Annotated in this window: 17 protein-coding genes and 1 riboswitch; of the genes, 10 read left to right on the top strand and 7 right to left on the bottom strand. The window is 70.6% G+C overall.

The window, feature by feature from the left end; all coding sequences use genetic code 11:
* Positions 1-2: 2 nt before the first annotated feature.
* Positions 3-671, bottom strand: a complete 669-nt coding sequence (locus H2Q94_RS02005; protein WP_243791387.1) for a TIGR00266 family protein — start codon at positions 669-671, stop codon at positions 3-5.
* A gap of 98 nt (positions 672-769) precedes the next feature.
* On the opposite strand from H2Q94_RS02005, the gene moeA reads away from it, so the two are divergent.
* The 5 genes from moeA to H2Q94_RS01980 all read left to right on the top strand — a co-directional run bounded on the left by moeA (position 770) and on the right by H2Q94_RS01980 (position 9,174).
* Complete coding sequence (gene moeA, locus H2Q94_RS02000) at positions 770-2,014, top strand: molybdopterin molybdotransferase MoeA (protein ID WP_243791385.1); 1,245 nt, start codon at positions 770-772, stop codon at positions 2,012-2,014.
* 107 nt (positions 2,015-2,121) lie between these two features.
* On the top strand, positions 2,122-4,083 hold the full coding sequence (locus tag H2Q94_RS01995; protein ID WP_243791383.1) for a M48 family metallopeptidase: 1,962 nt from the start codon (positions 2,122-2,124) through the stop codon (positions 4,081-4,083).
* A 751-nt stretch (positions 4,084-4,834) separates the two neighbouring features.
* Positions 4,835-5,572 (top strand): phosphatidylserine decarboxylase, encoded by a 738-nt coding sequence (locus H2Q94_RS01990; RefSeq protein WP_243791380.1) that lies wholly within the window; start codon positions 4,835-4,837, stop codon positions 5,570-5,572.
* A complete protein-coding gene (gene pssA, locus H2Q94_RS01985; protein ID WP_243791378.1) occupies positions 5,569-6,504 on the top strand; it encodes a CDP-diacylglycerol--serine O-phosphatidyltransferase in 936 nt (311 codons plus the stop codon). Before H2Q94_RS01990 ends, pssA begins: the two co-directional genes overlap by 4 nt.
* A gap of 417 nt (positions 6,505-6,921) precedes the next feature.
* Complete coding sequence (locus tag H2Q94_RS01980) at positions 6,922-9,174, top strand: AAA family ATPase (RefSeq protein WP_243791375.1); 2,253 nt, start codon at positions 6,922-6,924, stop codon at positions 9,172-9,174.
* 450 nt (positions 9,175-9,624) lie between these two features.
* Here H2Q94_RS01980 and H2Q94_RS01975 read toward each other — a convergent pair whose 3' ends face one another.
* Both H2Q94_RS01975 and H2Q94_RS01970 read right to left on the bottom strand, forming a co-directional pair.
* Positions 9,625-10,257, bottom strand: coding sequence for a LytR C-terminal domain-containing protein (locus tag H2Q94_RS01975; RefSeq protein WP_243791372.1), 633 nt, complete (start codon positions 10,255-10,257; stop codon positions 9,625-9,627).
* Positions 10,257-10,541 carry a DUF3263 domain-containing protein gene (locus H2Q94_RS01970; RefSeq protein ID WP_243795477.1) on the bottom strand — a complete coding sequence of 95 codons (285 nt, stop codon included), beginning with the start codon at positions 10,539-10,541 and terminating at the stop codon, positions 10,257-10,259. The genes H2Q94_RS01975 and H2Q94_RS01970 overlap by 1 nt, the downstream gene beginning before the upstream one ends.
* Before the next feature lie 404 nt (positions 10,542-10,945).
* Between H2Q94_RS01970 and H2Q94_RS01965 the strand changes: the two genes are divergently transcribed.
* Entirely contained in the window at positions 10,946-11,524 is a 579-nt protein-coding gene (locus H2Q94_RS01965) for a peptide deformylase (protein ID WP_243791370.1), read from the top strand.
* Between the two features lie 6 nt (positions 11,525-11,530).
* Here H2Q94_RS01965 and H2Q94_RS01960 read toward each other — a convergent pair whose 3' ends face one another.
* On the bottom strand, positions 11,531-12,142 hold the full coding sequence (locus tag H2Q94_RS01960; RefSeq protein WP_243791368.1) for a Uma2 family endonuclease: 612 nt from the start codon (positions 12,140-12,142) through the stop codon (positions 11,531-11,533).
* 125 nt (positions 12,143-12,267) lie between these two features.
* Positions 12,268-12,394: riboswitch (TPP riboswitch) on the top strand.
* Here H2Q94_RS01960 and thiC point away from each other — a divergent pair.
* The 3 genes from thiC (at position 12,388) to H2Q94_RS01945 (ending at position 17,376) form a co-directional block, all read left to right on the top strand.
* The gene (gene thiC, locus H2Q94_RS01955; protein WP_243791366.1) at positions 12,388-14,037 is read left to right on the top strand and encodes a phosphomethylpyrimidine synthase ThiC; all 1,650 of its coding nucleotides are present in this window, start codon (positions 12,388-12,390) and stop codon (positions 14,035-14,037) included. It overlaps the preceding riboswitch by 7 nt.
* Before the next feature lie 232 nt (positions 14,038-14,269).
* The gene (gene thiD / locus H2Q94_RS01950) at positions 14,270-15,133 is read left to right on the top strand and encodes a bifunctional hydroxymethylpyrimidine kinase/phosphomethylpyrimidine kinase (RefSeq protein WP_243791364.1); all 864 of its coding nucleotides are present in this window, start codon (positions 14,270-14,272) and stop codon (positions 15,131-15,133) included.
* A gap of 251 nt (positions 15,134-15,384) precedes the next feature.
* Entirely contained in the window at positions 15,385-17,376 is a 1,992-nt protein-coding gene (locus H2Q94_RS01945; protein ID WP_243791362.1) for an FUSC family protein, read from the top strand.
* Positions 17,377-17,406: 30 nt separating this feature from the next.
* Here the strand turns inward: H2Q94_RS01945 and H2Q94_RS01940 are convergent, their stop codons facing one another.
* The 3 genes from H2Q94_RS01940 to H2Q94_RS01930 all read right to left on the bottom strand — a co-directional run bounded on the left by H2Q94_RS01940 (position 17,407) and on the right by H2Q94_RS01930 (position 19,597).
* Entirely contained in the window at positions 17,407-18,309 is a 903-nt protein-coding gene (locus H2Q94_RS01940; RefSeq protein WP_243791360.1) for an ABC transporter ATP-binding protein, read from the bottom strand.
* Between the two features lie 13 nt (positions 18,310-18,322).
* Positions 18,323-18,715 carry a GntR family transcriptional regulator gene (locus tag H2Q94_RS01935; protein ID WP_243791358.1) on the bottom strand — a complete coding sequence of 131 codons (393 nt, stop codon included), beginning with the start codon at positions 18,713-18,715 and terminating at the stop codon, positions 18,323-18,325.
* A gap of 69 nt (positions 18,716-18,784) precedes the next feature.
* Positions 18,785-19,597, bottom strand: coding sequence for a hypothetical protein (locus H2Q94_RS01930; protein WP_243791356.1), 813 nt, complete (start codon positions 19,595-19,597; stop codon positions 18,785-18,787).
* Positions 19,598-20,025: 428 nt separating this feature from the next.
* Between H2Q94_RS01930 and H2Q94_RS01925 the strand changes: the two genes are divergently transcribed.
* Positions 20,026-20,403: a hypothetical protein gene (locus tag H2Q94_RS01925; protein WP_243791353.1), complete on the top strand. Its 378-nt coding sequence runs from the start codon at positions 20,026-20,028 to the stop codon at positions 20,401-20,403.
* The last annotated feature ends 68 nt before the right edge of the window (positions 20,404-20,471 follow it).

Below are 20,471 nucleotides of genomic sequence, written 5' to 3'. Positions count from 1 at the left end.
GCTCAGGAACGCGGTGAGCCCAGTCCCTGCGACTGCAACCAGGCCACCATCGAACGCGGATCCCGCGTCTGCACCAGCACCTGACCCGGCCCGGCGAAATCGAAGACCAAGCCCTCCCCGGTCTTCATCGACTGCGCCACCCCGTGCCCCGATTGCCGCAACCGCGTCTGCACCGATTCGCCGTAAGCCACCACATGGCCCGTATCGACGGTGAGGAACTCCCCCGGCTGCAACGTCATCACGTCCAGCGCGCCGTAGCAGGCCAGCACCACCGGCCCCTGCCCGCTGACGTGGCGCAGGAAACCGCGCTCACCGCCGAACAGGTTCTTGAACCCGGCCCACTGCTCGTCGAGCTGCACACCGGCCGCCGCGGCCAGCCACGCCGACCCGGCCACGCACCAGCCGTACCCGTCGAGCTCCAGCACGTGCAGATCACCCGGCAACGCGGGAGCGACGTCGACCCAGCCGCCCTGCTGCCCCGCCGTGCACGTGGTCCCACCGGCAGAACTGCTCCTGGTCAGCGACTTGAGCAGGCCGCCGTTGCGCGCCTCCACCACAACGCCGTAGCTGGTGGCCAGCATCGAACCGGTGGCGATCCGGGCGGGCTCCCCCGGTGCGAGCAGCAACCTGGCCACCCCGAACGTCGGCGTGTGCCGGTTCCGTACCTGCACAGCCCCTCCCTCCGCCGCCCCGCTCACACGATCGCTGGCAGTCTGCCACGCGCGCCGGGGCGACTTTCCGCACGCCGGTGACGACAGCCCGGTACCCGATGACCGATGATCGTGCGGTGCCCCACGCAACTGGACCTTCCGGCCTGACCCCGGTGCACGCGCACCGGGCGCGAGTCGCGACGCTGCTGCCCCCGGTGCCGGTGGAATCCCGGCCGCTCGCCGATTGCCTCGGGCTGGCGCTGGCCGAGGATCTGGTCGCGGCGATTCCGCTGCCACCGTTCGACAACTCGGCGATGGACGGCTACGCGGTGCGGTCCGTCGACATCACCGAGGCGAGCCCGGAGAACCCGGTGCCGCTGCCGGTGAGCGAGGACCTGCCCGCGGGGCGGGTGGACAGCCCGCCACTGCTGCCGGGCACCGCGCACCGGATCATGACCGGCGCCCAGGTGCCGTCCGGGGCGGACGCGATCGTGCCGGTGGAACGCACCGACGGCGGCACCGCCGAAGTCCAGGTGCGGGCCGCCGCGCAGCCCGGCGCGCACGTGCGTCGCGCCGGGGAGGACGTGCAGGTCGGTACGGCCGTGCTCGCGGCGGGCACTTCGCTGGGACCCACCCAGCTGGGCATCGCCGCCGCCGTCGGAGCCGCACGACTGCCGGTGCGCAGACCGGTCCGGGTGCTGGTGCTGTCGACCGGATCGGAACTCGTGGAGCCCGGTTCGCCACTGCGGACCGGGCAGATCTACGAATCAAACGGCCTGATGCTGGCCGCCGCGGTGCGCGAGGCGGGCGGGAAACCGGAGCTGCTGCGCTTCGTGCCCGACGACGTGGACTCGTTCCACGCCGCGCTCGCACCGCACCTGGAGAGCACCGACCTGATCATCACCTCCGGCGGGGTCAGCGCCGGGGCCTACGAAGTGGTCAAGGACGCGTTGTCCGGCAACGGCGTCGAATTCACCAAGGTCGCGATGCAGCCCGGCATGCCGCAGGGCGCCGGTCACTACCGCGGCGGTCCCGCGGTGGTGACGCTGCCGGGCAACCCGGTCAGCGCGATGGTGTCGTTCGAGGTCTTCGTGCGGCCCGTGCTGCGGACGGCCGCGGGGCACCACAACGCCGAACGGCCCTCCCGGCAGGCGACGCTGACCCGTCCGCTGGAGACCCCGGCGGGCAAACGGCAGTACCGCAGGGCGTTGTTCGACGCGGCCGACGCGACGGTGACCCCGCACGGCGGCCCCGGCTCGCACCTGCTGTCCGCGATGGCCACGGCGAACTGTCTGCTGGAAGTACCGGAGCAGACCACGGAACTGCCCGCCGGTTCCACTGTGGACGTACTTCTGATGGATTGACGTCCGGCTGTTTTCCACTAAGACTGCCAGCGCACCATCGGCGCTCCCGCTCGCGCGCCGGTTCGGATCGCGGGTAAATCGACCCCTCACTCAGGAGTTTCAACACCGTGCGTGGCCCCTGGCGCGCCGCCCTGGCGCTGGCGTTGCACATCGGCTTCTTCGCCGTCCCCGCCTGTTTGGTGCTGGGACTGCTGGCGATAGCGGCGTACACCATCCGGCTCGATCTGGGCGGTGGGATGCGCGCCGGACTCGCCGCGGTCCTGGTGGCCGCGGTGATCGGCATCGGCCTGCGGACCGTCCTGCGCAGACGGGAACGTCCGCGCGGCGTGCAGCTGGCCCGCTCCGCGCAGCCGAAGGTGTGGAAGATGATCGACTCGATCTCGTCGGGTTCCGGCGCTCCCGCCCCGGATGACGTGCGGGTGACCTCGCAACCCACCGCCCGGCTGCGGGAGGACACCGCGCTGCTCGGCCTGAAGGTCCGGTCCAGGCACCTGGAGATCGGGTTGCCGCTGATCGCCGGACTGTCCACCAGCGAACTGCGCGCCGTCACCGCCCGCGAACTCGGCCGCACCGTGGGCGCCAGCAAGCTGGTCGTGCTGGCCGACCGGGTCGACACCAGCGTGCGGCGCACCGCGGAGGGACTCACCGGCGGCCCGGCGAAGTGGCTGTTCGCCGGCTACGCCCGCGCGTACTCGGCGGTGGCGTCCGGGGTCGGCGACGAGCTGTGGTTCGGCGCGGACACCGTCGCGGTGAAGGCGGCGGGCAAACGCGCCGCGGTCACCTCGCTGCGCAAGATGAAGGCGATCGAGTTCGGCTGGCGCGACTACGCCGAGCAGTACCTGAGCATGGCCACCAAGGTCGAGCACACGCCCGATCTGCTGCTGGGTTTCCGGGCGTTCATGGATCACCCGGAGCGCAAGCCGCAGCTCGCGGAGCGGGTCAAGGAGTCGCTCGCCCAGGAGCGCGGCGTGCGCCCGTCCACCCGGGACCGCGTGGAGGCGATGAAGCGGCTGCGCGCAGGCGATCGGGAACCCGAGGAGCACCCGGCCTTCTCGTTGCTGCGGGAACCGCGCAAGAGCGTCCCTGAGCTGGAGAGCAAGCTGCTGATCGACGGGCTCGGCCCGCGGTTGCCGTGGCCGGACCTGGCCCGCAAGGCGGGGGCCGCCGAGGTCGCTCGGCAAGCGGGCCTGCTGAGCTCCGCGGTGGCGCAGAGCGGCCTGGAGTGCCCGCCCGCGATCGGCGGCGTGCTCGCCGCCATCCACCGCGGGCAAGGCCCGGACCTGATCAACCCGGTGCTGAATCCGGGCCTGAATCCGGATCACGTCGACGAGGCCGTGGTGGACACGCTGACCGAGCTGCTCGGCGGCGCCGTGGTGGACGCGCTGGTGTGCGCGGGCCGTGCGCAGCACGAGCTGGACTGGGCGGGTGACTCGGTGGTGCGGCTCAACGGCGGCAGGCCGCTGGATCCGGATCGGCTGGTGCGGCCGGCGGTGGCGGATCCGCGGCTCGTCCCGGGGCTGCACCGGGCGTTGGTGGATCTGGGTGTGCCGTTGCAGCACGCCAGGGAACCCGTCGCGGAACCGGAGCCGTCGGTCTCGGGCATCGTCAGCCCGGTGCAGTACGCCGGTGAGCGCTACGACCTGCTGGTGACCGACCGGGGCCTGGTGTTCTTACCGAGCTCGGCGAGCACGGCGCGGCGGCTGCTGGCGGGCGCGTCGGCGCGGGTGCGGCAGTCGGAGCTGGACGAGCTCGACGAGCTGCTGGTGGCCCCGGTGGAGCGGCTGCGGAACCGGGAGGACGCGCAGTGGGTGGACAGCCGGGACGTGGCGGCGACGACGCTGACCCAGGAGCGGTCCGGCTGGTCGTTGAAGCTGGAGCTGTACTTGGACGACGCGTCCTCGTCGACGGTGCGTTCGGACGCGGTCACGCCCGGGGCCGACGATGTGGCCGAGCTGGTGGTGGGCAGCACCGCGGACACGGATGAGCGCGGCGACCCGTACGGCGGCCTGGGCGAGTTGATGGGTGCCCGGATGCGAATCGACGACCGCCGAGACCCCTCGGACGAGTGAGGGATTCGAGACCAAAAATGTCACTCTGGGTTACAGATTTCGCTTCTAATGTCCTCCAATAGCGGCTACGTAGTTCGTGTGAGCTCAATTACACTGGAAACTGCGTAACAACCTGTCGATCGACTCCGTCTCACTAGACGTCAGCCCCCTCTCACCAGGGAGGGAGCCGACAGCGGGCTCCGTGTGCCGTCGGGGGGTGCACGGTGGCCCTTATCGGGGACCGTTTGGCGCCAACGGGGAGGCGCCTTGCGGGTTGGTGCCGGGGTGGCACCGGCGCTTCGGGGGCGCCGGGCCACCCCGGCACTTTTACGTCCACCCCAGTTCACCTGCGACTGATCCCGCCGAGGCCGCCGCCAGTCCGGTTCCGGACGCCTGTCGTCGGCCGACCTCGCAGCAGCCCGCCGCCCACTCCGCCGCGAACCGCTCACCGGAGCCCGCGCGCTCCCCGGAGGCCGCCGCGAACCGCCCTCCGCGCCGCCCGACCGCCTCGTCACCCGTTCAGAGCAGGCACGGCGTCCCGGAACGATCCCCACCGCTCACCGCGCGACCCGCGACGTGACAGGCTCCGCACCTGCCCGCGACGCAGCGGGCGGCCAAGGACATCGTCAGCACCGCACGAGGCGAGCACCAATGATCGACTCCTCCCCCTGGCGCAGCCACCGAGGGCACGTCCGCGATGCTGTACCGACACGGCCGCAGCGCAGCAGACGCGCCGCGGTGACGAACTCCGACGCAGGGGTGTAGCAGCTCGATGAGCACCCAGACAGAACCAGGCATCTCCCCCGCCGGCGGCGACCCGCTCACGCACCTCGCCAAGCTGGCCCGCGACACCGTGCCCCCGATGCACCCGGCAGGCAGGCCGTTCGTGCTCGGGGCCGCCGTCGCCACCTTGCTGCTGCGCCGCGCGTGGCGGCCCGCAGGCATGCTCGGCGGCATCGCCACCGCGTGGTGCGCGTGGTTCTTCCGCGAACCGCAACGCGTCACCCCCGCCCGCGACGGCATCGCCGTCGCCCCCGCCGACGGCACCGTCGCGCACGTCGAATCCGCCACCCCGCCGCCCGAACTCGGGCTCGGCGACCGGGCCATGACCCGGGTGAGCGTGTTCCTCACCATCTTCGACGTGCACGTGCAACGGCTGCCCGTGACCGGCGAGATCGTGCAGGCCGCGTACCGGCCCGGGAAGTTCCTCTCCGCCGACCTGGACAAGGCCAGCGAGGACAACGAGCGCAACTCGCTGCTGCTGCGCACCGACGGCGGCCACGAGCTCGCCGTGGTGCAGATCGCCGGGCTCGTGGCCCGCCGCATCGTGTGCTCCGTGAACGACGGGGAGCGGGCCGTCGCCGGCCGCACCTACGGGCTGATCCGCTTCGGCTCCCGCGTGGACCTGTACGTCCCCGCGGACAGCCGGGTCCTCGTGGAACCCGGCCAGCGCACCGTCGGCGGCGAGACCGTGCTCGCCGAGCTCCCCACAGGTGGCGAGCGGGCATGAACGGCCCCCGCCTCGCCCCTCCCGGCATCCGCCTGCTGCCCAACGCGATCACGGTGCTGGCCATGTGCGCCGGGCTCTCCGCCGTGCAGTTCGCGTTGAAGAACCAGCTCGACGGGGCCATCGCGGCCGTAGCCGTGGCCGCCGTGCTGGACGGGCTGGACGGGCGCATCGCCCGGCTGCTCGACGCCAGCACCCGGATGGGCGCGGAACTCGACTCGCTGTCCGACGCGATGTCGTTCGGCGTGGCACCCGCGCTGACCCTCTACGCGTGGCAGTTGCAGGACAACCGGGCGGGCTGGATCGCGGCGCTGCTGTTCGCCGTGTGCATGATCCTGCGGCTGGCGCGGTTCAACACCCTGCTCGACGACACCGAGCAGCCCGCGTTCAGCAAGGAGTTCTTCGTCGGCGTTCCCGCGCCCGCCGCCGGACTGTTGGCGTTGCTGCCGCTCGTGCTCACCGCGCACTTCGGCTACTCGGGCTGGTGGGCGCAGCAGCCCGTGGTGATGGTGTGGATGGCGGCCGTGGCCGCACTGGCCGTGAGCCGGGTTCCCACGCTGTCGCTGAAGACCGTGAAGGTGCCCGCGCGGCTGCTGGCTCCGCTGCTGGTGCTGGTGGCCGTGCTGGCCGCCGGGATCATCATGTTCCCGCTGATCTCGCTGGCAGTGGCGCTGCTGGTGTACCTGATCCACATCCCGTACGCCGTGTACCGGCACCGCTGGCTGGTGCGGCACCCGGAGGCGTGGGCGGCGGCGCCCCGGGAACGGCGCGCGATCCGCAGGCGCACCCAACGCCGCCTCGGCCTGCGCCCACCGCACCCGAGGCGCGCGCTCGCAGGCGCCCGGCAGCGAATGCGCCGCGGCCGCAATCGAGGCCCGGACGGCCCCCGCCTCAGCTGGCGCCGCTTGGGCCTCCGCGGTAACCGCAGTCGTTGAGGCTTGCCCGGTCGTTTTGCTTGGGTGGTCGGGTGGCGGAACCTCAGCTGTCTTCTCGCTGCGGGATCTTTTTCCCTAGTGGCTCCGCCACGAGGGAAAAAGCTGTCCTCGCGAGAAGACAGCTGAGAACCCGCGGGTGGTCGGCTTTGTGACGTGGGCTATGTGCATCGCACATACAGGCACGGCCTTCGGCCGCAAAGCAGGCGTGGCTTCGCCCGCCCTTCGCGGGCTTCGCCGCCGACGGCACGGCTTCGCCGCGAGGCAGGCGTGGCTTTGCCCGCCCTTCGCGGGCTTCGCCGCGAGGAAGGCTGGGTTTTGCCCTTCGCGGGCTTCGCCGCCGGAAGCACCGGTTCGCCGCTGGCACCGCTTCGTAAACGACCCCCGGAGAACACGAACGACTACGGCTAGGGTCGTGGGGTGTCGTCTTTGACGTTGACCGTTCGCCTTTCGCCGTCCGCCGCCGACACTCGTCGTGGTGTGGTGCGGTTGCATCCGGAAGTGCTCGACGCGCTGGGGCTGCGGCCGTGGGACGCGGTGGCGCTCACCGGGGCTCGGGTCACCGTGGCGTTGGCCGCCGCCACCGACCGGGGCAGCCCGGCGGGGGTGGTGCTCGTCGACGACGTGGCTCTGACGAACCTCGGACTGGGCGAAGGCGCCGAGGTCGGCGTCGCTCCGGTCCGGGCGGCGCCCGCGCGCCGGGTGACGGTCGCCGGTTCCCGGCTCGCCACCGCGACAGCGCCGCCGGAGGTGATCAGGCTGGCGTTGACCGGCAAAGTCTTCCGGCCGGGCGACACGGTTTCGCTGCTGCCGCAGGACCTCGCGCCGTCGACGGCGGCGCACGCCGGGCAGGTGCGCAGCAGGCTGTCCGCGTCGATCGGCATGACCTGGACCAACGAGCTGATCACCATCGCCGCCACCGATCCGGACGGCGCCGTCACCGTGCAGCCGTCCACTGTGGTCAATTGGCGCGGCGCCCCCACACCGGAATCGGGCACGCCGAATTCAGGAGCACCGGAGCCCGCGGCGGCGGCCGAACCGGAGGAATTCGGCTCCGCAGCACCGATCCGGGAAGCACCGCACTCCGAACCCCCGATTCCCGTCAGCGACCTCGCCGGAGCGCGCGACACCGCGAACCGGCTCACCGAATGGCTCCGGTTGTCGTTCGAGCAACCGGAACTGCTGCAGCGCCTCGGAGCGACCGCACGGCTCGGCGTTCTGATCAGCGGCCCGTCCGGTGTCGGCAAGGCGACCCTGGTGCGCTCGGTGGCGGCGTCGGTGTCGGCGGAACTCGTCGAGGTCAACGCGCCCAGCATCGCCGCGCTCGAATCCCGCGGCGCCGCCCGACGACTCCAGGAATCCCTCAACCGGGCGACGAGCATCGCCGCCGACGGCCGCAACTGCGTGCTGCTGCTCACCGACGCGGACAGCCTGCTGCCCGCCGCCGAACCGCCGCCGCTGGCGACCGTCGCGCTCGACGCGCTCACCGCCGCGATGGACTCCGAGCGGCTGGCGGTCGTGGTCACCAGCGCGCAACCCCAGTCCGTGGACCCCAGGCTGCGCGAAACCGACCGGATCGACCGGGAACTGACCATCGGGCTCCCCGACGCGGCGACCCGCGTCGAACTGCTGCGGGTGCTGCTGCGCAACGCGCCGCTGGCCGCCGGTGTGGAACTGGGCGAGCTCGCCGAGCGGACACCTGGCTTCGTGGCGGCGGACCTGGTGGCACTGTGCCGGGAATCCGCGGTGCGCGCCGCGCTGCGGCACCGCGACGGGGCGGCGGAACCGTCCATCGCCCAGCACGACCTGGTCGAAGCGCTCGCCTCGGTGCGCCCCATCTCGATGTCCACTTCGGACGATTTGCAGACCGGCGGGCTCACCCTGGACGACGTGGGCAACATGGTCGACGTCAAGCAGTCGCTCACGGAGACGGTGCTGTGGCCGCTGCGCTACCCGGACTCGTTCACCCGGCTCGGCGTGGAACCGCCGCGCGGCGTGCTGCTGTACGGGCCGCCGGGCTGCGGCAAGACGTTCCTGATCCGGGCGCTCGCGGGCAGCGGACGGCTCAACGTGCTCTCCGTGAAGGGCGCCGAGCTGATGGACAAGTTCGTCGGCGAATCCGAACGGGCCGTGCGCGAACTGTTCCTCCGCGCGGCCAACGCCGCGCCCTCGCTGATCTTCCTCGACGAGGTCGATGCGCTGGCACCGCGCCGTGGCCAGTCCAGCGATTCCGGGGTGGGCGACCGGGTGGTGGCGGCACTGCTCACCGAACTCGACGGCGTGGAGCCGTTGCGGGACGTGGTGGTGCTCGGCGCGACGAACCGCCCCGAACTGGTCGATCCGGCGTTGTTGCGCCCGGGCAGGCTGGAACGGCTGGTGTACGTGCCGCCGCCGGACGAGCACGCGCGGACCGAGATCCTGCGCTCCGCGGCGAGGAACACCCCGTTCACGTCCGATGTGGACTTGACGGCGCTGGCAGCGGAACTGGACGGCTACTCGGCCGCCGACTGCGCGGCCCTGATCCGCGAGGCCGCCCTCACCGCGATGCGCGAGTCCCTGGACGCCGCCGAAGTCTCGGCAGCGCACCTGACCGCCGCCCGCCGAGCAGTCCGCCCCTCACTGGACCCCGCCCAACTCGCGGCCCTGGAGTCCTACGCCGAATCCCGCCACTGACCCGAAATCCGGCACCTTCACCCCCACATCGCCGAACCACACGCCACGGCAAAGCCAAATCCGCGAACAAAACCACGCCCCACGACGAAACCGTGCCTCACGGCAAAACCGCGCCTTCCGACGAAACCGCGCCTCGCGGCCAAAGGCCGTGCCTTGCGGCGAAGCCGTGCAGTTGGCGGCGTAGGCCGTGCCTTGCGGCGTAGCCGTGCTGTTGGCGGCGAAGTCCGCGAAGGGCGGGCGAAGCCCCGCCTGCCTTGCGGCCGAAGGCCGTGCCTGTATGTGCGAAGCACATAGCCCACGTCAAGAAAACGACCACCGGCGGGTTCTCAGTGAGCCTCTCGCGAGGACAGCTTTTTCCCTCGTGGCGGAGCCACTAGGGAAAAAGATCCCGCAGCGAGAGGCTCACTGAGGTTCCGCCACCCGACCACCCAAGCAAAACGACCGGCGGAGTTACTTCCCACCCTTACCAAGACCCTTGTAATCGTTGGTGATGATGGCGATCACTCCCGGGCTAGCATCGCCGACACCCTCGAACCGAGGCTCCGCGCGAGCCTGGAACGCGGCCGCGACCTCCTTGGCCTGCGCTTCCTCGGCGGTGCCCGGGCGGTAGTAGACGGTCGTCGTGGGAATGGTGCCGCGCGCGTAGTTGCCGACCTCCGGCACGTCGTAGCCGACGCTGCGGAAGTCGTCGGCGGCGCGGTGCGCCAAGCCCTTCACGGTGCTGTTGTTGTAGACCCGCACGACGATGTGCTGCCGCCCGTGCTCGGCGTCCGGTGCTTCCGGGCGCGGCTGGTTCACCGGCGGAGCCTGCGGCTCGGGGTCCGGCGTCCGCGGCGGCTCGGTGGCGGCGGGCGGCGGTGCGGACGCCGACGACGGGGGCGGCTGCTCGGAGGTGGCGGGGGGCAACGGCGGTAGCGGCGCCGCCGTCTGCTGCTGATCGACCGGCGGCGCGGCGGCGTCATCGGACCCGCCGGAGACCATCGTCGCGAAGCCGAACACGGCCGATAGCGCGCCCACTCCGACGAGGGCGAAACCGCCGATCTTCGCGGCGGACGGGCTGGTCGGGGGTTCCCCGGAAGTCATCAGTGCCACTCGATTCCCAGTCGGCGGGCCTGCCGGGCACGCTGCCGACTCGCCCGCACCTTGCGCAAACGTTTGATCAGCATCGGATCCACCCTGGCCGCCGCCGGGTCGTCCAACAGGTTGTTCAGCAGCTGGTAGTACCGGGTGCCGGACATGTCGAACAGTTCGCGGATGGCCCGTTCCTTGCTGCCCGCGCCTTTCCACCACTGCCGTTCGAACGCGAGGATGCTCAGTTCGCGATCACCGAGTTCCCGATCGGCACCGGAATCGCGCTGCGCGGGCACCGGAGTGTCCGTTGTGGACGGTTCGGCCGGAACTCGCGGCAGCGGCTCGGTGGGCGGGTCGACCGGTCGCAGGTGCCTGTCCGGCGCCGGCTCCGGTTCCGCTTCGCGCCCGGCGGTACGCGCCAATTCCTCGCACTGCCGGGCAATCTCGTGCACGGTCAGCATCTGAGCGGCGTCCATCTGGCTCCTCGCGTCGCGATCCGGGGATCCCCGCGTTCGCCGGAATCACACGCGTGTGATTCCCCGCCCATTACATCACGCGCACCCGGGCGCCGTGCGCGGCCAACACGCCCGCGGCGGAGATCCACGCACGGCCCCGCCAAGATCACTCCGATGGGCGTCGTGCGCGGCGCCGACGGGCACACCCGGGACTCCCGCACCGGCGTAGCGATACCCTCCGCCGCATGGCTGTTCACCCGATCCGCATCGTGGGCGACCCGGTTCTGCACCACCCCACCCGCCCCGTGGAGCAGTTCGACGACGCGCTGCGCACCCTGGTCGACGACATGTTCGAGACGAACACTGCCGCCAACGGCGCAGGCCTCGCCGCCACCCAGATCGGCGTCGACCTCCGGGTGTTCGTCTACGACTGCCCGGACGACGAGGGCGTGCGGCACCGGGGCGTGGTGGTCAATCCCGTGCTGGAAACGAGCGCGATCCCGGAAACGATGCCGGACCCGGACGACGACTGGGAAGGCTGCCTTTCAGTGCCCGGCGAGGCGTTCCCGACCGGCCGGGCGAGCTGGGCGAAGGTCACCGGATTCGACGTGGACGGCTCGCCGGTCGAGGTGGAGGGCACCGGGTTCTTCGCCCGCTGCCTGCAGCACGAAACCGACCACTTGGACGGGTACCTGTACTTGAGCCGCCTCATCGGGCGCAACGCGCGGCAGGCGAAGAAAGCGGTCAAGCGCAACGGCTGGGGAGTTCCCGGATTGTCCTGGGACCCGGCGGTCGAAGGGGACCCGTTCGCCGACGAGGAATGATCCAGCTCAGCGCGGGAACTCCTCCGTTTCCAACGTGACGTCGAACGGCGACGGCAATTCGATCGGCTTGCCGAACGGAACCGCGTGCGATTCCCGATAAGCGTCGCCGTCGGGTTCGGAGAACAGCGTGACGGTGGGCCAGCGCGGCGCGAAGCGGTCGATGAGCAGGTAGAGCGGGATGCCCGCCTGGGCGTACGCCCGGTGCTTGGCGTCGCGGTCGGTGTCGGCGTTGCTCTTCGAGGTGATCTCCGCGGCGAGCAGGGCGTCTTCGGCGGAAATACCACTAGAGCCATCGCCGACCTGTTCCCGCTCGATGACGACTAGATCGGGGACGCACAAACCGCCGGATCGCGGCAAGAACATGCCGACGGTCTGGAAGATCACGAGCTCTCGCGGAATCACTGCGTAGCAGGACCGCGTGACCGAATCCGCGATCAAGTTGTGATTCGATCCTGGCGGCGGGGACGTCACGATCCTTTCTTCGATGATCTCCGCGCGCCAGCCTTCGGGGAGGTCGAGGCGGTTCCAGACCTCGACGAACGTCTCCCAGGACGATTCCTGGAGCACCGGGGCAGCACTCACAGCGCGGTCACCTCCTGTATTGGTGTCGTCGCGCACTGTAACCTCCAGGTCTGACAAGAGTTCATTTTCCCTGCTAGGCAGCCTATCCCTGATCCACCTCGCCGTCATCGGCTCGGATCGGGGCTTGGCAGGACACCGCGCCGGGGCTAGCCTCGGCGCCGACAACTGATCGCGGGAGCTCGCACCGAGAAGCGGGCTGAGAGGGCGGCTGGATCATCCGATCCGGGGCCGCCGACCGCCTGAACCTGACCGGATAATGCCGGCGTAGGGAGTGAACGGCCATGGCCGACGTGCGTCCTTCCCTGTCCACCGAGGACTCGAATGCCACCGGGACCGGTGTGACCACCGGGCCGATCAGCGGCTCGCGCAAGGTGCACCGCGAGGTCGGTGGCCTGCGGGTGCCCGCCCGCCGGATCGAGCTGAGCAACGGCGAGCACCTCGACGTCTACGACACCTCCGGGCCGTACACCGACGACGACGCGACCATCGACGTCCACAGTGGACTCCCCCGGACTCGCGCCGACTGGTCCGGCGAGCACCGGACCCAGCTGGCCTGGGCGAAAGCGGGCGTGATCACCCGCGAGATGGAGTTCGTCGCCGCCCGCGAAGACCTCCCCGCCGAGCTGGTGCGCGACGAGATCGCCCGCGGCCGCGCGGTGCTGCCCGCCAGCCACCGCCACCCCGAGAGCGAACCGATGATCATCGGGAAGAAGTTCCTGGTGAAGGTCAACGCGAACATCGGCAACTCGGCGGTGACCTCCTCGGTGGAAGAAGAGGTCGAGAAGATGGTGTGGGCGGCCCGCTGGGGTGCCGACACGATCATGGACCTGTCCACCGGAAAGCGGATCCACGAGACTCGCGAACGCATCCTGCGCAACTCTCCGGTGCCGGTCGGCACCGTGCCGATCTACCAGGCGCTGGAGAAGGTCAACGGCGACCCGGCCGGGCTGACCTGGGAGATCTACCGGGACACCGTGATCGAGCAGTGCGAGCAGGGCGTCGACTACATGACCGTGCACGCCGGAGTCCTGCTGCGGTACGTGCCGCTGACCGCGCAGCGCGTCACCGGCATCGTCTCCCGCGGCGGCTCGATCATGGCCGCGTGGTGCCTGGCGCACCATCGGGAGAGCTTCCTGTACACGCACTTCTCCGAACTGTGCGAGATCCTGCGCGAGTACGACGTCACCTTCTCCCTCGGCGACGGCCTGCGGCCCGGTTCCATCGCCGACGCCAACGACCGCGCCCAGTTCGCCGAACTGGAGACGCTCGGCGAACTCACGCGGATCGCCCGCGAGCACGACGTGCAGGTGATGATCGAAGGCCCCGGCCACGTGCCGATGCACAAGATCGCCGAGAACGTGCGGCTGGAAGAGGAACTGTGCGACGAGGCGCCGTTCTACACGCTGGGGCCGCTGACCACCGACATCGCACCGGCCTACGACCACATCACCTCCGGCATCGGCGCGGCCATGATCGCGCAGGCCGGGACGGCGATGCTCTGCTACGTCACGCCGAAGGAGCACCTCGGACTGCCCGACCGGGACGACGTGAAGACCGGTGTGATCACATACAAGATCGCCGCGCACGCCGGTGACCTCGCCAAGGGGCATCCCCGGGCGCAGGAATGGGACGACGCGCTGTCGAAGGCGCGCTTCGAATTCCGCTGGACCGACCAGTTCCACCTGGCGCTCGACCCCGACACCGCGAAGGCGTACCACGACCAGACGCTGCCCGCGGAACCCGCGAAGACCGCGCACTTCTGCTCGATGTGCGGGCCGAAGTTCTGCTCCATGAAGATCACCCAGGACGTGCGCAAGTACGCCGAGGAACGCGGCCTCACCAGCGTCGAAGCCATCGAAGAAGGCATGCGCGAGAAGTCCGAGCAGTTCACGGACTCCGGCGGCGAGGTCTACCTCCCGATCGTGAACTGATCGAAGTGAACGGACCGTTTGACCAACCGGATTGGACGAACGGTCCGTTCACTCCCCCCGAAACGGCGCCGCGCCGATCACGTGCGGAGTGAAGTGAACGGACCGTTTGCCCCATCTAGTTGGACGAACGGTCCGTTCACTCACTTGCCGGTGCGGGGTGCTTCGGGGTTGCTCGGTGGCAGGTTCCGCATGGGGCGGATCGGTGGTGAGGAGGGGTCGTAGCATGGGCCGGATGCACGAGACACCCGCCCACCTGCAACAACCCGCGCACGACAAGGCGCCGCCGACGGCGCTGACCATCGCCGGGTCGGACTCCGGCGGCAGCGCGGGCATGCACGCGGACCTGCGGGCCTTCTTCTCCTGCGGCGTGCACGGCATGACGGCCGTGACCGCGGTGACCGTGCAGAACACCGTCGGCGTCACCGGACTCGTGGAGATCCCGCCGGAGACCGTCGCCGCGCAGATCGCCGCCGTCGCCTCCGACATCGGCGTGGACGCGGCGAAGACCGGAGTCCTGTCGTCCGCCGCGACGATCGAAGCGGTCCTCGCGGCCTGCGACGAGCACGGCATCGGCCGCACCGGCCGCACCCCGTTCGTCGTCGATCCCGTCGCCGCCTCCCGCAGCGGGGAGCCGCTGCTGCGGCCGGACGCCCTCGAAGCCCTGCGCACGCACGCCTTTCCGCGGGCGACGCTGGTGACGCCGAACCTCGACGAGGTCCGGCTGCTCACCGGCTTGGAGGCGCGCAGCCGGGACGACCTGCTGGACGCGGCGAAAGCGATCCACGACTTCGGCCCCGACTGGGTGTTGATCAAGAGCGGTCACCTGCTCGACGACCCGGAGTGCGTGGACCTGCTGTTCAACGGCACCGACGCGATTCCGCTGCCCGGCCCGCGCTATTCGACGGCGCACACGCACGGCGCGGGCGACGTGTTCGCGTCGGCGATCACGGCGGCGCTGGCGAAAGGCGCGCCGATGCCGGACGCCGTCGCAGCGGGCAAGCGTTTCGTGACGCGCAGCGTCGAGCACGCCTATCCGCTCGGCTCCGGCGTGGGTCCGGTGTCGACGTTCTGGCGGGTGAGCCCGCGCTCGCTCTGACCTGGCCTGCACGGCAGCCGGTGAGCCTGCCGGTCAGACGAGTGGCGAGACGGACACGAAACACGCCGAAAACGAGACTTGAGTTACCGGATCGGGTGATTTTTGCCCCGATGGGTAACTCACAAGGCGGGTTTCGTCGACATAAAGCGTGAGGCATCGGCAGCCCCCACCGGTCGGCATCTGCGAACGGTGGCGCGCGCGCCGCGCCCATTCCGCACCGCAACAAGAACGTCAGGAGCGAAGCGACCGCCGTGGCAGCACCCGGGTGGACGACCATGAAGAACCGGCTGATCGCCGGGCTGAACACCGAGGCCGGTGCACCCGACCTCAGACAACGCCAGTACGCGATGGCGGTGCTCGTCACCACGGTGGCCGCCACCGCCGTCGGCTGGCTGCTCGACCTGCGCACCCCCGCGCTCATCGGCGGGCTCACCGCCGTGTTCGCGCTGGTGGCCGCCGGTGGCCAATCACTGCGCTCCGACCTGCACCGGTTCTCCTGGTTCGGTCCCGCGCTGGTGCTGGTGATGGCGGTCGGGCCGCTGCTGGACGGGATTCCGGTGCTGGCCGGGCTGCTGGTCGCGATCGTCGTGTTCGGTTCCGGCATGCTGCCCGCGCTCGGCGAGCAGTACCGGGTCAGCGGCCAGACCTTCGCCGCCGCCACCCTCGTCGCCACCACCACCGGCATCGGCGCCGGACAGCCCGCGTGGATGCTGTTCCTGTCCACCGGCGCGGGCGCCGTGTTCGCGCTGGTCCTGCGAGTGCTCATCGGCATCGGCGACCCCACTCGCGCCACCCGCCACGCCGTGGGCCGCACCCTGATCGAACCCGGACCCGGCGTGCTGGAGATCGCCGCGAGCGCGTGGCGCGCGGACGGTTCGATCACCTGGCTCGGCCAGGTGCTCGCCGGTGCGGCCCGGTTCCGCGCGGCGCGCGAAACGCTGCTCGCCCAAGCCCAGCAGGCGGACCGGATCGAAGCGGAACGCCTGCACCGCATCGTCGTCGAAGCGGACCTCGTCGCCGCCGAACTCGCCCGCGCCGTGCGCTCCCGCGCCTGCAGCGGGCTGCCCGCGATGGCCCGCGTCGACCCGGCGCAGGCCGTCGTCGCAGGCGGCGGACGTCAGGACCTGCCCGAAGCGGTGCGCGGCATGAACGAGGGACTCGACCGCATCCGCGGTGCCGTCGTGCAGCGCACCGAGGCCGCGGCCAGCCCGCCCGCGCCCGGTGGCCGCCGCCAGCGGGCCGTCGGCGGCATCAAGGCTCACCTGTCGCTGCGCTCCTCGCTGTTCCGGCACGCGCTGCGCTGCACCCTCGCCGTCGGCGTCGGCATGGTCATCGTGCTGCTGCTGCACGACCCGTCGGCCTCGACGCTGCTGCTGGCGCTGTACGTGGTGCTCGCGCCCGCCGCCCGCGACAGCATGAACGGCGCGCTGGAACGCACCGGCGGCGCCGTGCTCGGTGTGGTCGTGCTGGCCGCGCTGATCACGCTGCTGCCCGGCGTCTACCTGCTGGTCCCGGTCGTGGTCGCGGGAATGCTGCTCGGGGTGGAGCGGCTGCGCACCGACTACCAGGTGCTGCTGAGCTCGCTGATCGTCGTGACCGTGGTCGACCAGGCGATGCGGCTGGATCGGCCGCTGGCGAACATCGCGATCAGCTTCGCGTCCAACACGGCCGTCGGCGCCGCCATCGCGCTCGGTGTCGGCTACATCAGCTTCATCGTGCTGCCCAGCAGCATGGTCCCCGACGTGCGCGGCGCCACCCGCTCCACCGTGTGGGCCGTGTCCGAACTGCTGCGCAGCGTCCGCGCCGCAGGCCAGGGCCACGAGGTGCACGCCGCGATGCGGTCCGCGCACGTGCTGGCGCTGCGCCGCACCCAGGACCTGTTGGGCATGCCGGCGCTGCTGGACGACCCGGAGTCCGATGAGGACAAGCACGCGACGCGGGCGGCGGCCATCGCCCTGGACGCGCTGCGCCAGGACGTGGCGACGCTGGCGTTCCGGCCCGAGAACGAACGGGCCGTCGCGGTGCCCGCGCTCAAGGCGGTGGACCAGCTGCTCAGCGGACGCAGCACGGCGAAGATCCCGGACATCCAGTCCACCGGGGCGCCCGCCACGGAACTGCTGGCCAGCTCGCTGGTGGAGAACGCGCTGCACGCGCGCGCCGCGATCGACCAGACGCTGGGCAACGAGCCGTGGAAGAGCTACACGATCAACTTCGTCCGCACCGAGCGCCTCCGCATCCGCTGAGCCCGAGGGCTTGCGCCGGTGGCGCAGCACTCATCGTCGTCCGCCGGCGACCTCGGCTCGATCGCGCTCGGCCAGGTCCCGGCCGGAGTTCAGGTACCCGAGGACGAGGCTCTCCAAAGTGGGGGCCTCGACCGCCCACCCGTCAGGAGGCGAATCCCCGCCTCGCACGAGCAGCGTCGCCTGCCGTTCGACACGGCGTTCGTGGACGAGCGCGTCCGCCGGGACGGGCACCTCGGTCGTCGCCGACCCGATCAGGACGCGGTGCTCGTCGAGGAGCTCGTCGATCTCCCCTGCCAGCCGCACGCTTCCGCGGTCGAGCAGCACGAGGTGGTCGCACAGGTCATGCAGGTCCTGGAGCTGGTGCGAGGACAGCAGCACAGTGGTGCCGCGCTGCGCGACATCGGTCATGAGAGTGCGGTACAGGTCGTCTCGCGCCAGCGGGTCCAGTGCTGCCGCGGGTTCGTCGAGCAGGAGCACGTCCGGTTCGCGGGCCAGCGCCAGCGCGAGTCCGACCTGCGCCCGTTGTCCTGTCGAGAGCCCGCCCGCCCGGACGTCCGCCCGGATCCGGTGCCGCTCCAACAGGTCCTGCGCGGTCCGCTGGTTCCAGCGTTCGTTGAGCTTCCGCCCCAGCCGGAGGTGCTCGCCGACCGTGAACGTGTCGTAGAGCGGCTTGTGCTGCGCGAGGAACGCGGCGGCGGGGTGCATGCGCCGGTGCACCGGCCCGCCGAGGATGCGCATCTCGCCTTCGGAAGGCGGCATCAGCCCGGCCGCGATGGACAGCAAGGTGCTCTTGCCCGCGCCGTTGGCACCCACCAGCGCGGTGACCGAACCACGGGGAAGACTGAAAGTGGCGTCGCGAAGCGCCCAGGCCCCGCGGAACCGCTTGCTGATCCGGTCGGCGTGCAGCGCGGGCTGCTCGGAGTCGAAGGGCATCAGGGCGTCCTGCCTAATTCGTGGTGTGCGGATATCTCTCGTCGCGGACGTCCGCGTAAAGGGCATCAACATCGTCGCGATCCAGGCCGGCGTGCCGCGCCCGGTCCATCCATCCGGCCAGCTCTCGACGCAGCGGGGAGTCCGCCGCGGTCTGGGTGGTGGCCAACGACTTCCGCACGAACGTTCCGACGCCTCGTTTGCCCTCGACCAGGCCTTCGTGCTCCAGCTCCCGGTAGGCCTTGAGCACGGTGTTCGGATTGATCGCGGTGGCCTCCACGACGTCCTTGGCGGTCGGCAGCCGATCCCCGGGCGCGAGCAGACCCAGCCGGAGGGCCTGCCGGGTCTGCTGGACGATCTGCATGTAGGTGGCCACTCCGGATCGCCGGTCGATCCGGAATTCGATCACAGCCAGGACCATAACATTTCACTACGCAAATAGCGTAGATACCCGGGCTGCGGGACGGGCCGGCTCCATTCACGAAACACGGTCGCGCAGCAGTCGTACCGCACCCGCCAGCAGCAGGGCGGCGACGGCGAGGAACAGCGCAGATTCGACGAGCTGCATGGGCCAGAAATGCTCCGTGCTCATGAGCGTGGAGTAGTAGCGACCGCCCTCGCGTCCCGCCACCACATTCGCGATCGGCTGACGCAGCAGTTCCACGACGAGCCACCGCGACAATGCGAAACCGGCCAAGGTGATCGCCATCGCCGGCACGACGCGCTTGGTCAAGACTCCCGCGAACACGCCCAACGCGAATGCGAAGATCGTGTACACGGCCGGGAGCACACCGCCGTTGTCGAAAGCGATGAAGGAGAAGCTCCCTTCCGTGTCGGGTCCGGCATTTCCCACCGAACCGACCGATCCGCGCACCGACCAGCTCAGGACCGACACGACCACGACCGCGGGCAGCGCGGAGACGGCCGTCTTCGTGAACAGCCAGCGACTCCGGCTCACCGATTGGGTCAACGGCAGGACGTGCGTCCCGCGCTCCAGGTCGCGGGAGAACAACGGGGCGGCGGAGAAGACCCCGATCAGCGCGGGCGCAGCGATGAGCACCAGCTCCGCGGACTTCATCAGGTCGTAGTACTGATCCTGGAAGGCGTTCACCGGCCGCATGCATTCCATCGGGAACCGGGGCAGGCCCAGGCACCTCTCCAGCAGGTCGTGCGAACCGATGTAGGCGGCCTGGCTGAAATGCAGCAACGCCACCAGCACTCCACCGATCAACAGCAGTCCGCCCAGCACGAGCAATTGCGTGCGCTGGCCCCGATACGCGACCCAGATCATGAGCGCACCTCCACCACGTTGCGCGAGCACCGGGCAGGCACCGTTGCCGCCGCGGAGCCGAATCGGCGATCGACCGGCACGGCCGTCCGGCGAGGGAGGCCCGTGCCGCCGACTTCGGCCGCACGGGCGCGGCAGCCCGCCGTGCGCCCTTCTTTTCCCGCCCCGCGATCCGCTCCGGGGGATGCCCCGGCGATCCACTGCGCCATCACATGCTCCTTCGACATCGATTCGCTCACGCCTCCGCGAACCGGCACGTCAGGCGCCCGGTCCCCGAAGGTCGACGCCCACCATACAGCTTTCACTAGACAACTAGTGTTTTGGTGCTACGGTTTCGCCCCAGTGCTGGTGGGGACGAAGCGCTTCCAGCGCCGCGCAAGACATCACCGATCACCGGGCGACCCGCGTCACCCGGGGCAAGGAGGAAAAGCATGTCCACTCAGAAGAGCAAGCAGAAGCGGCCGCTCATGATCGCCATCGCCCTGGCCACCGCCGTCGCAGGCGGCGCGCTCGGTGCGACCACCGCGTTCGGCTCGGCGGCAGAGCCCGCTCGGGACGCGGCGACCGCGCCCGAGAAGACCGGCACCCTGATCGTCCGCAACGAGACCGCGTCGGTGCAGGAGGTGACGGTCGCGCAGGACGACCAGGAGTACGGCAACAGCCTCCAGCCCGGCCAGCGCTTCGACTTCGCGCTCGAAGGACACGGCGCACCGGTGATCAGCGCGCACGGCCAGGAGATGACCGTGAGCCCGGACGGCTCCGATTGCTCGATCATCGGTACCGACGTCCTGCAATGCATCAACCCGTGATCACCCTGATCTCGCCCTGAGGGGCTCATCCCAGGATGATCTGAGCAGTGATCCGTGCCCTGGCGCGC

The organism is Saccharopolyspora gloriosae (genome assembly GCF_022828475.1).
In the GTDB taxonomy this organism is placed as follows: domain Bacteria; phylum Actinomycetota; class Actinomycetes; order Mycobacteriales; family Pseudonocardiaceae; genus Saccharopolyspora_C; species Saccharopolyspora_C gloriosae_A.
The sequence above is the reverse complement of the archived record's forward strand: the minus strand, read 5'-3'. Positions and strand labels throughout refer to the sequence as shown.

What these genes read in the sequence shown, in the direction of transcription:
- moeA (WP_243791385.1), top strand. Translation starts at nt 770, where the DNA reads ATGACCGATGATCGTGCGGTGCCCCACGCAACTGGACCTTCCGGCCTG.
- H2Q94_RS01990 (WP_243791380.1), top strand. Translation starts at nt 4,835, where the DNA reads ATGAGCACCCAGACAGAACCAGGCATCTCCCCCGCCGGCGGCGACCCG.
- pssA (WP_243791378.1), top strand. Translation starts at nt 5,569, where the DNA reads ATGAACGGCCCCCGCCTCGCCCCTCCCGGCATCCGCCTGCTGCCCAAC.
- H2Q94_RS01975 (WP_243791372.1), bottom strand. Translation starts at nt 10,257, where the DNA reads ATGACTTCCGGGGAACCCCCGACCAGCCCGTCCGCCGCGAAGATCGGC.
- H2Q94_RS01965 (WP_243791370.1), top strand. Translation starts at nt 10,946, where the DNA reads ATGGCTGTTCACCCGATCCGCATCGTGGGCGACCCGGTTCTGCACCAC.
- thiC (WP_243791366.1), top strand. Translation starts at nt 12,388, where the DNA reads ATGGCCGACGTGCGTCCTTCCCTGTCCACCGAGGACTCGAATGCCACC.
- thiD (WP_243791364.1), top strand. Translation starts at nt 14,270, where the DNA reads ATGCACGAGACACCCGCCCACCTGCAACAACCCGCGCACGACAAGGCG.
- H2Q94_RS01940 (WP_243791360.1), bottom strand. Translation starts at nt 18,309, where the DNA reads ATGCCCTTCGACTCCGAGCAGCCCGCGCTGCACGCCGACCGGATCAGC.
- H2Q94_RS01930 (WP_243791356.1), bottom strand. Translation starts at nt 19,597, where the DNA reads ATGATCTGGGTCGCGTATCGGGGCCAGCGCACGCAATTGCTCGTGCTG.
- H2Q94_RS01925 (WP_243791353.1), top strand. Translation starts at nt 20,026, where the DNA reads ATGTCCACTCAGAAGAGCAAGCAGAAGCGGCCGCTCATGATCGCCATC.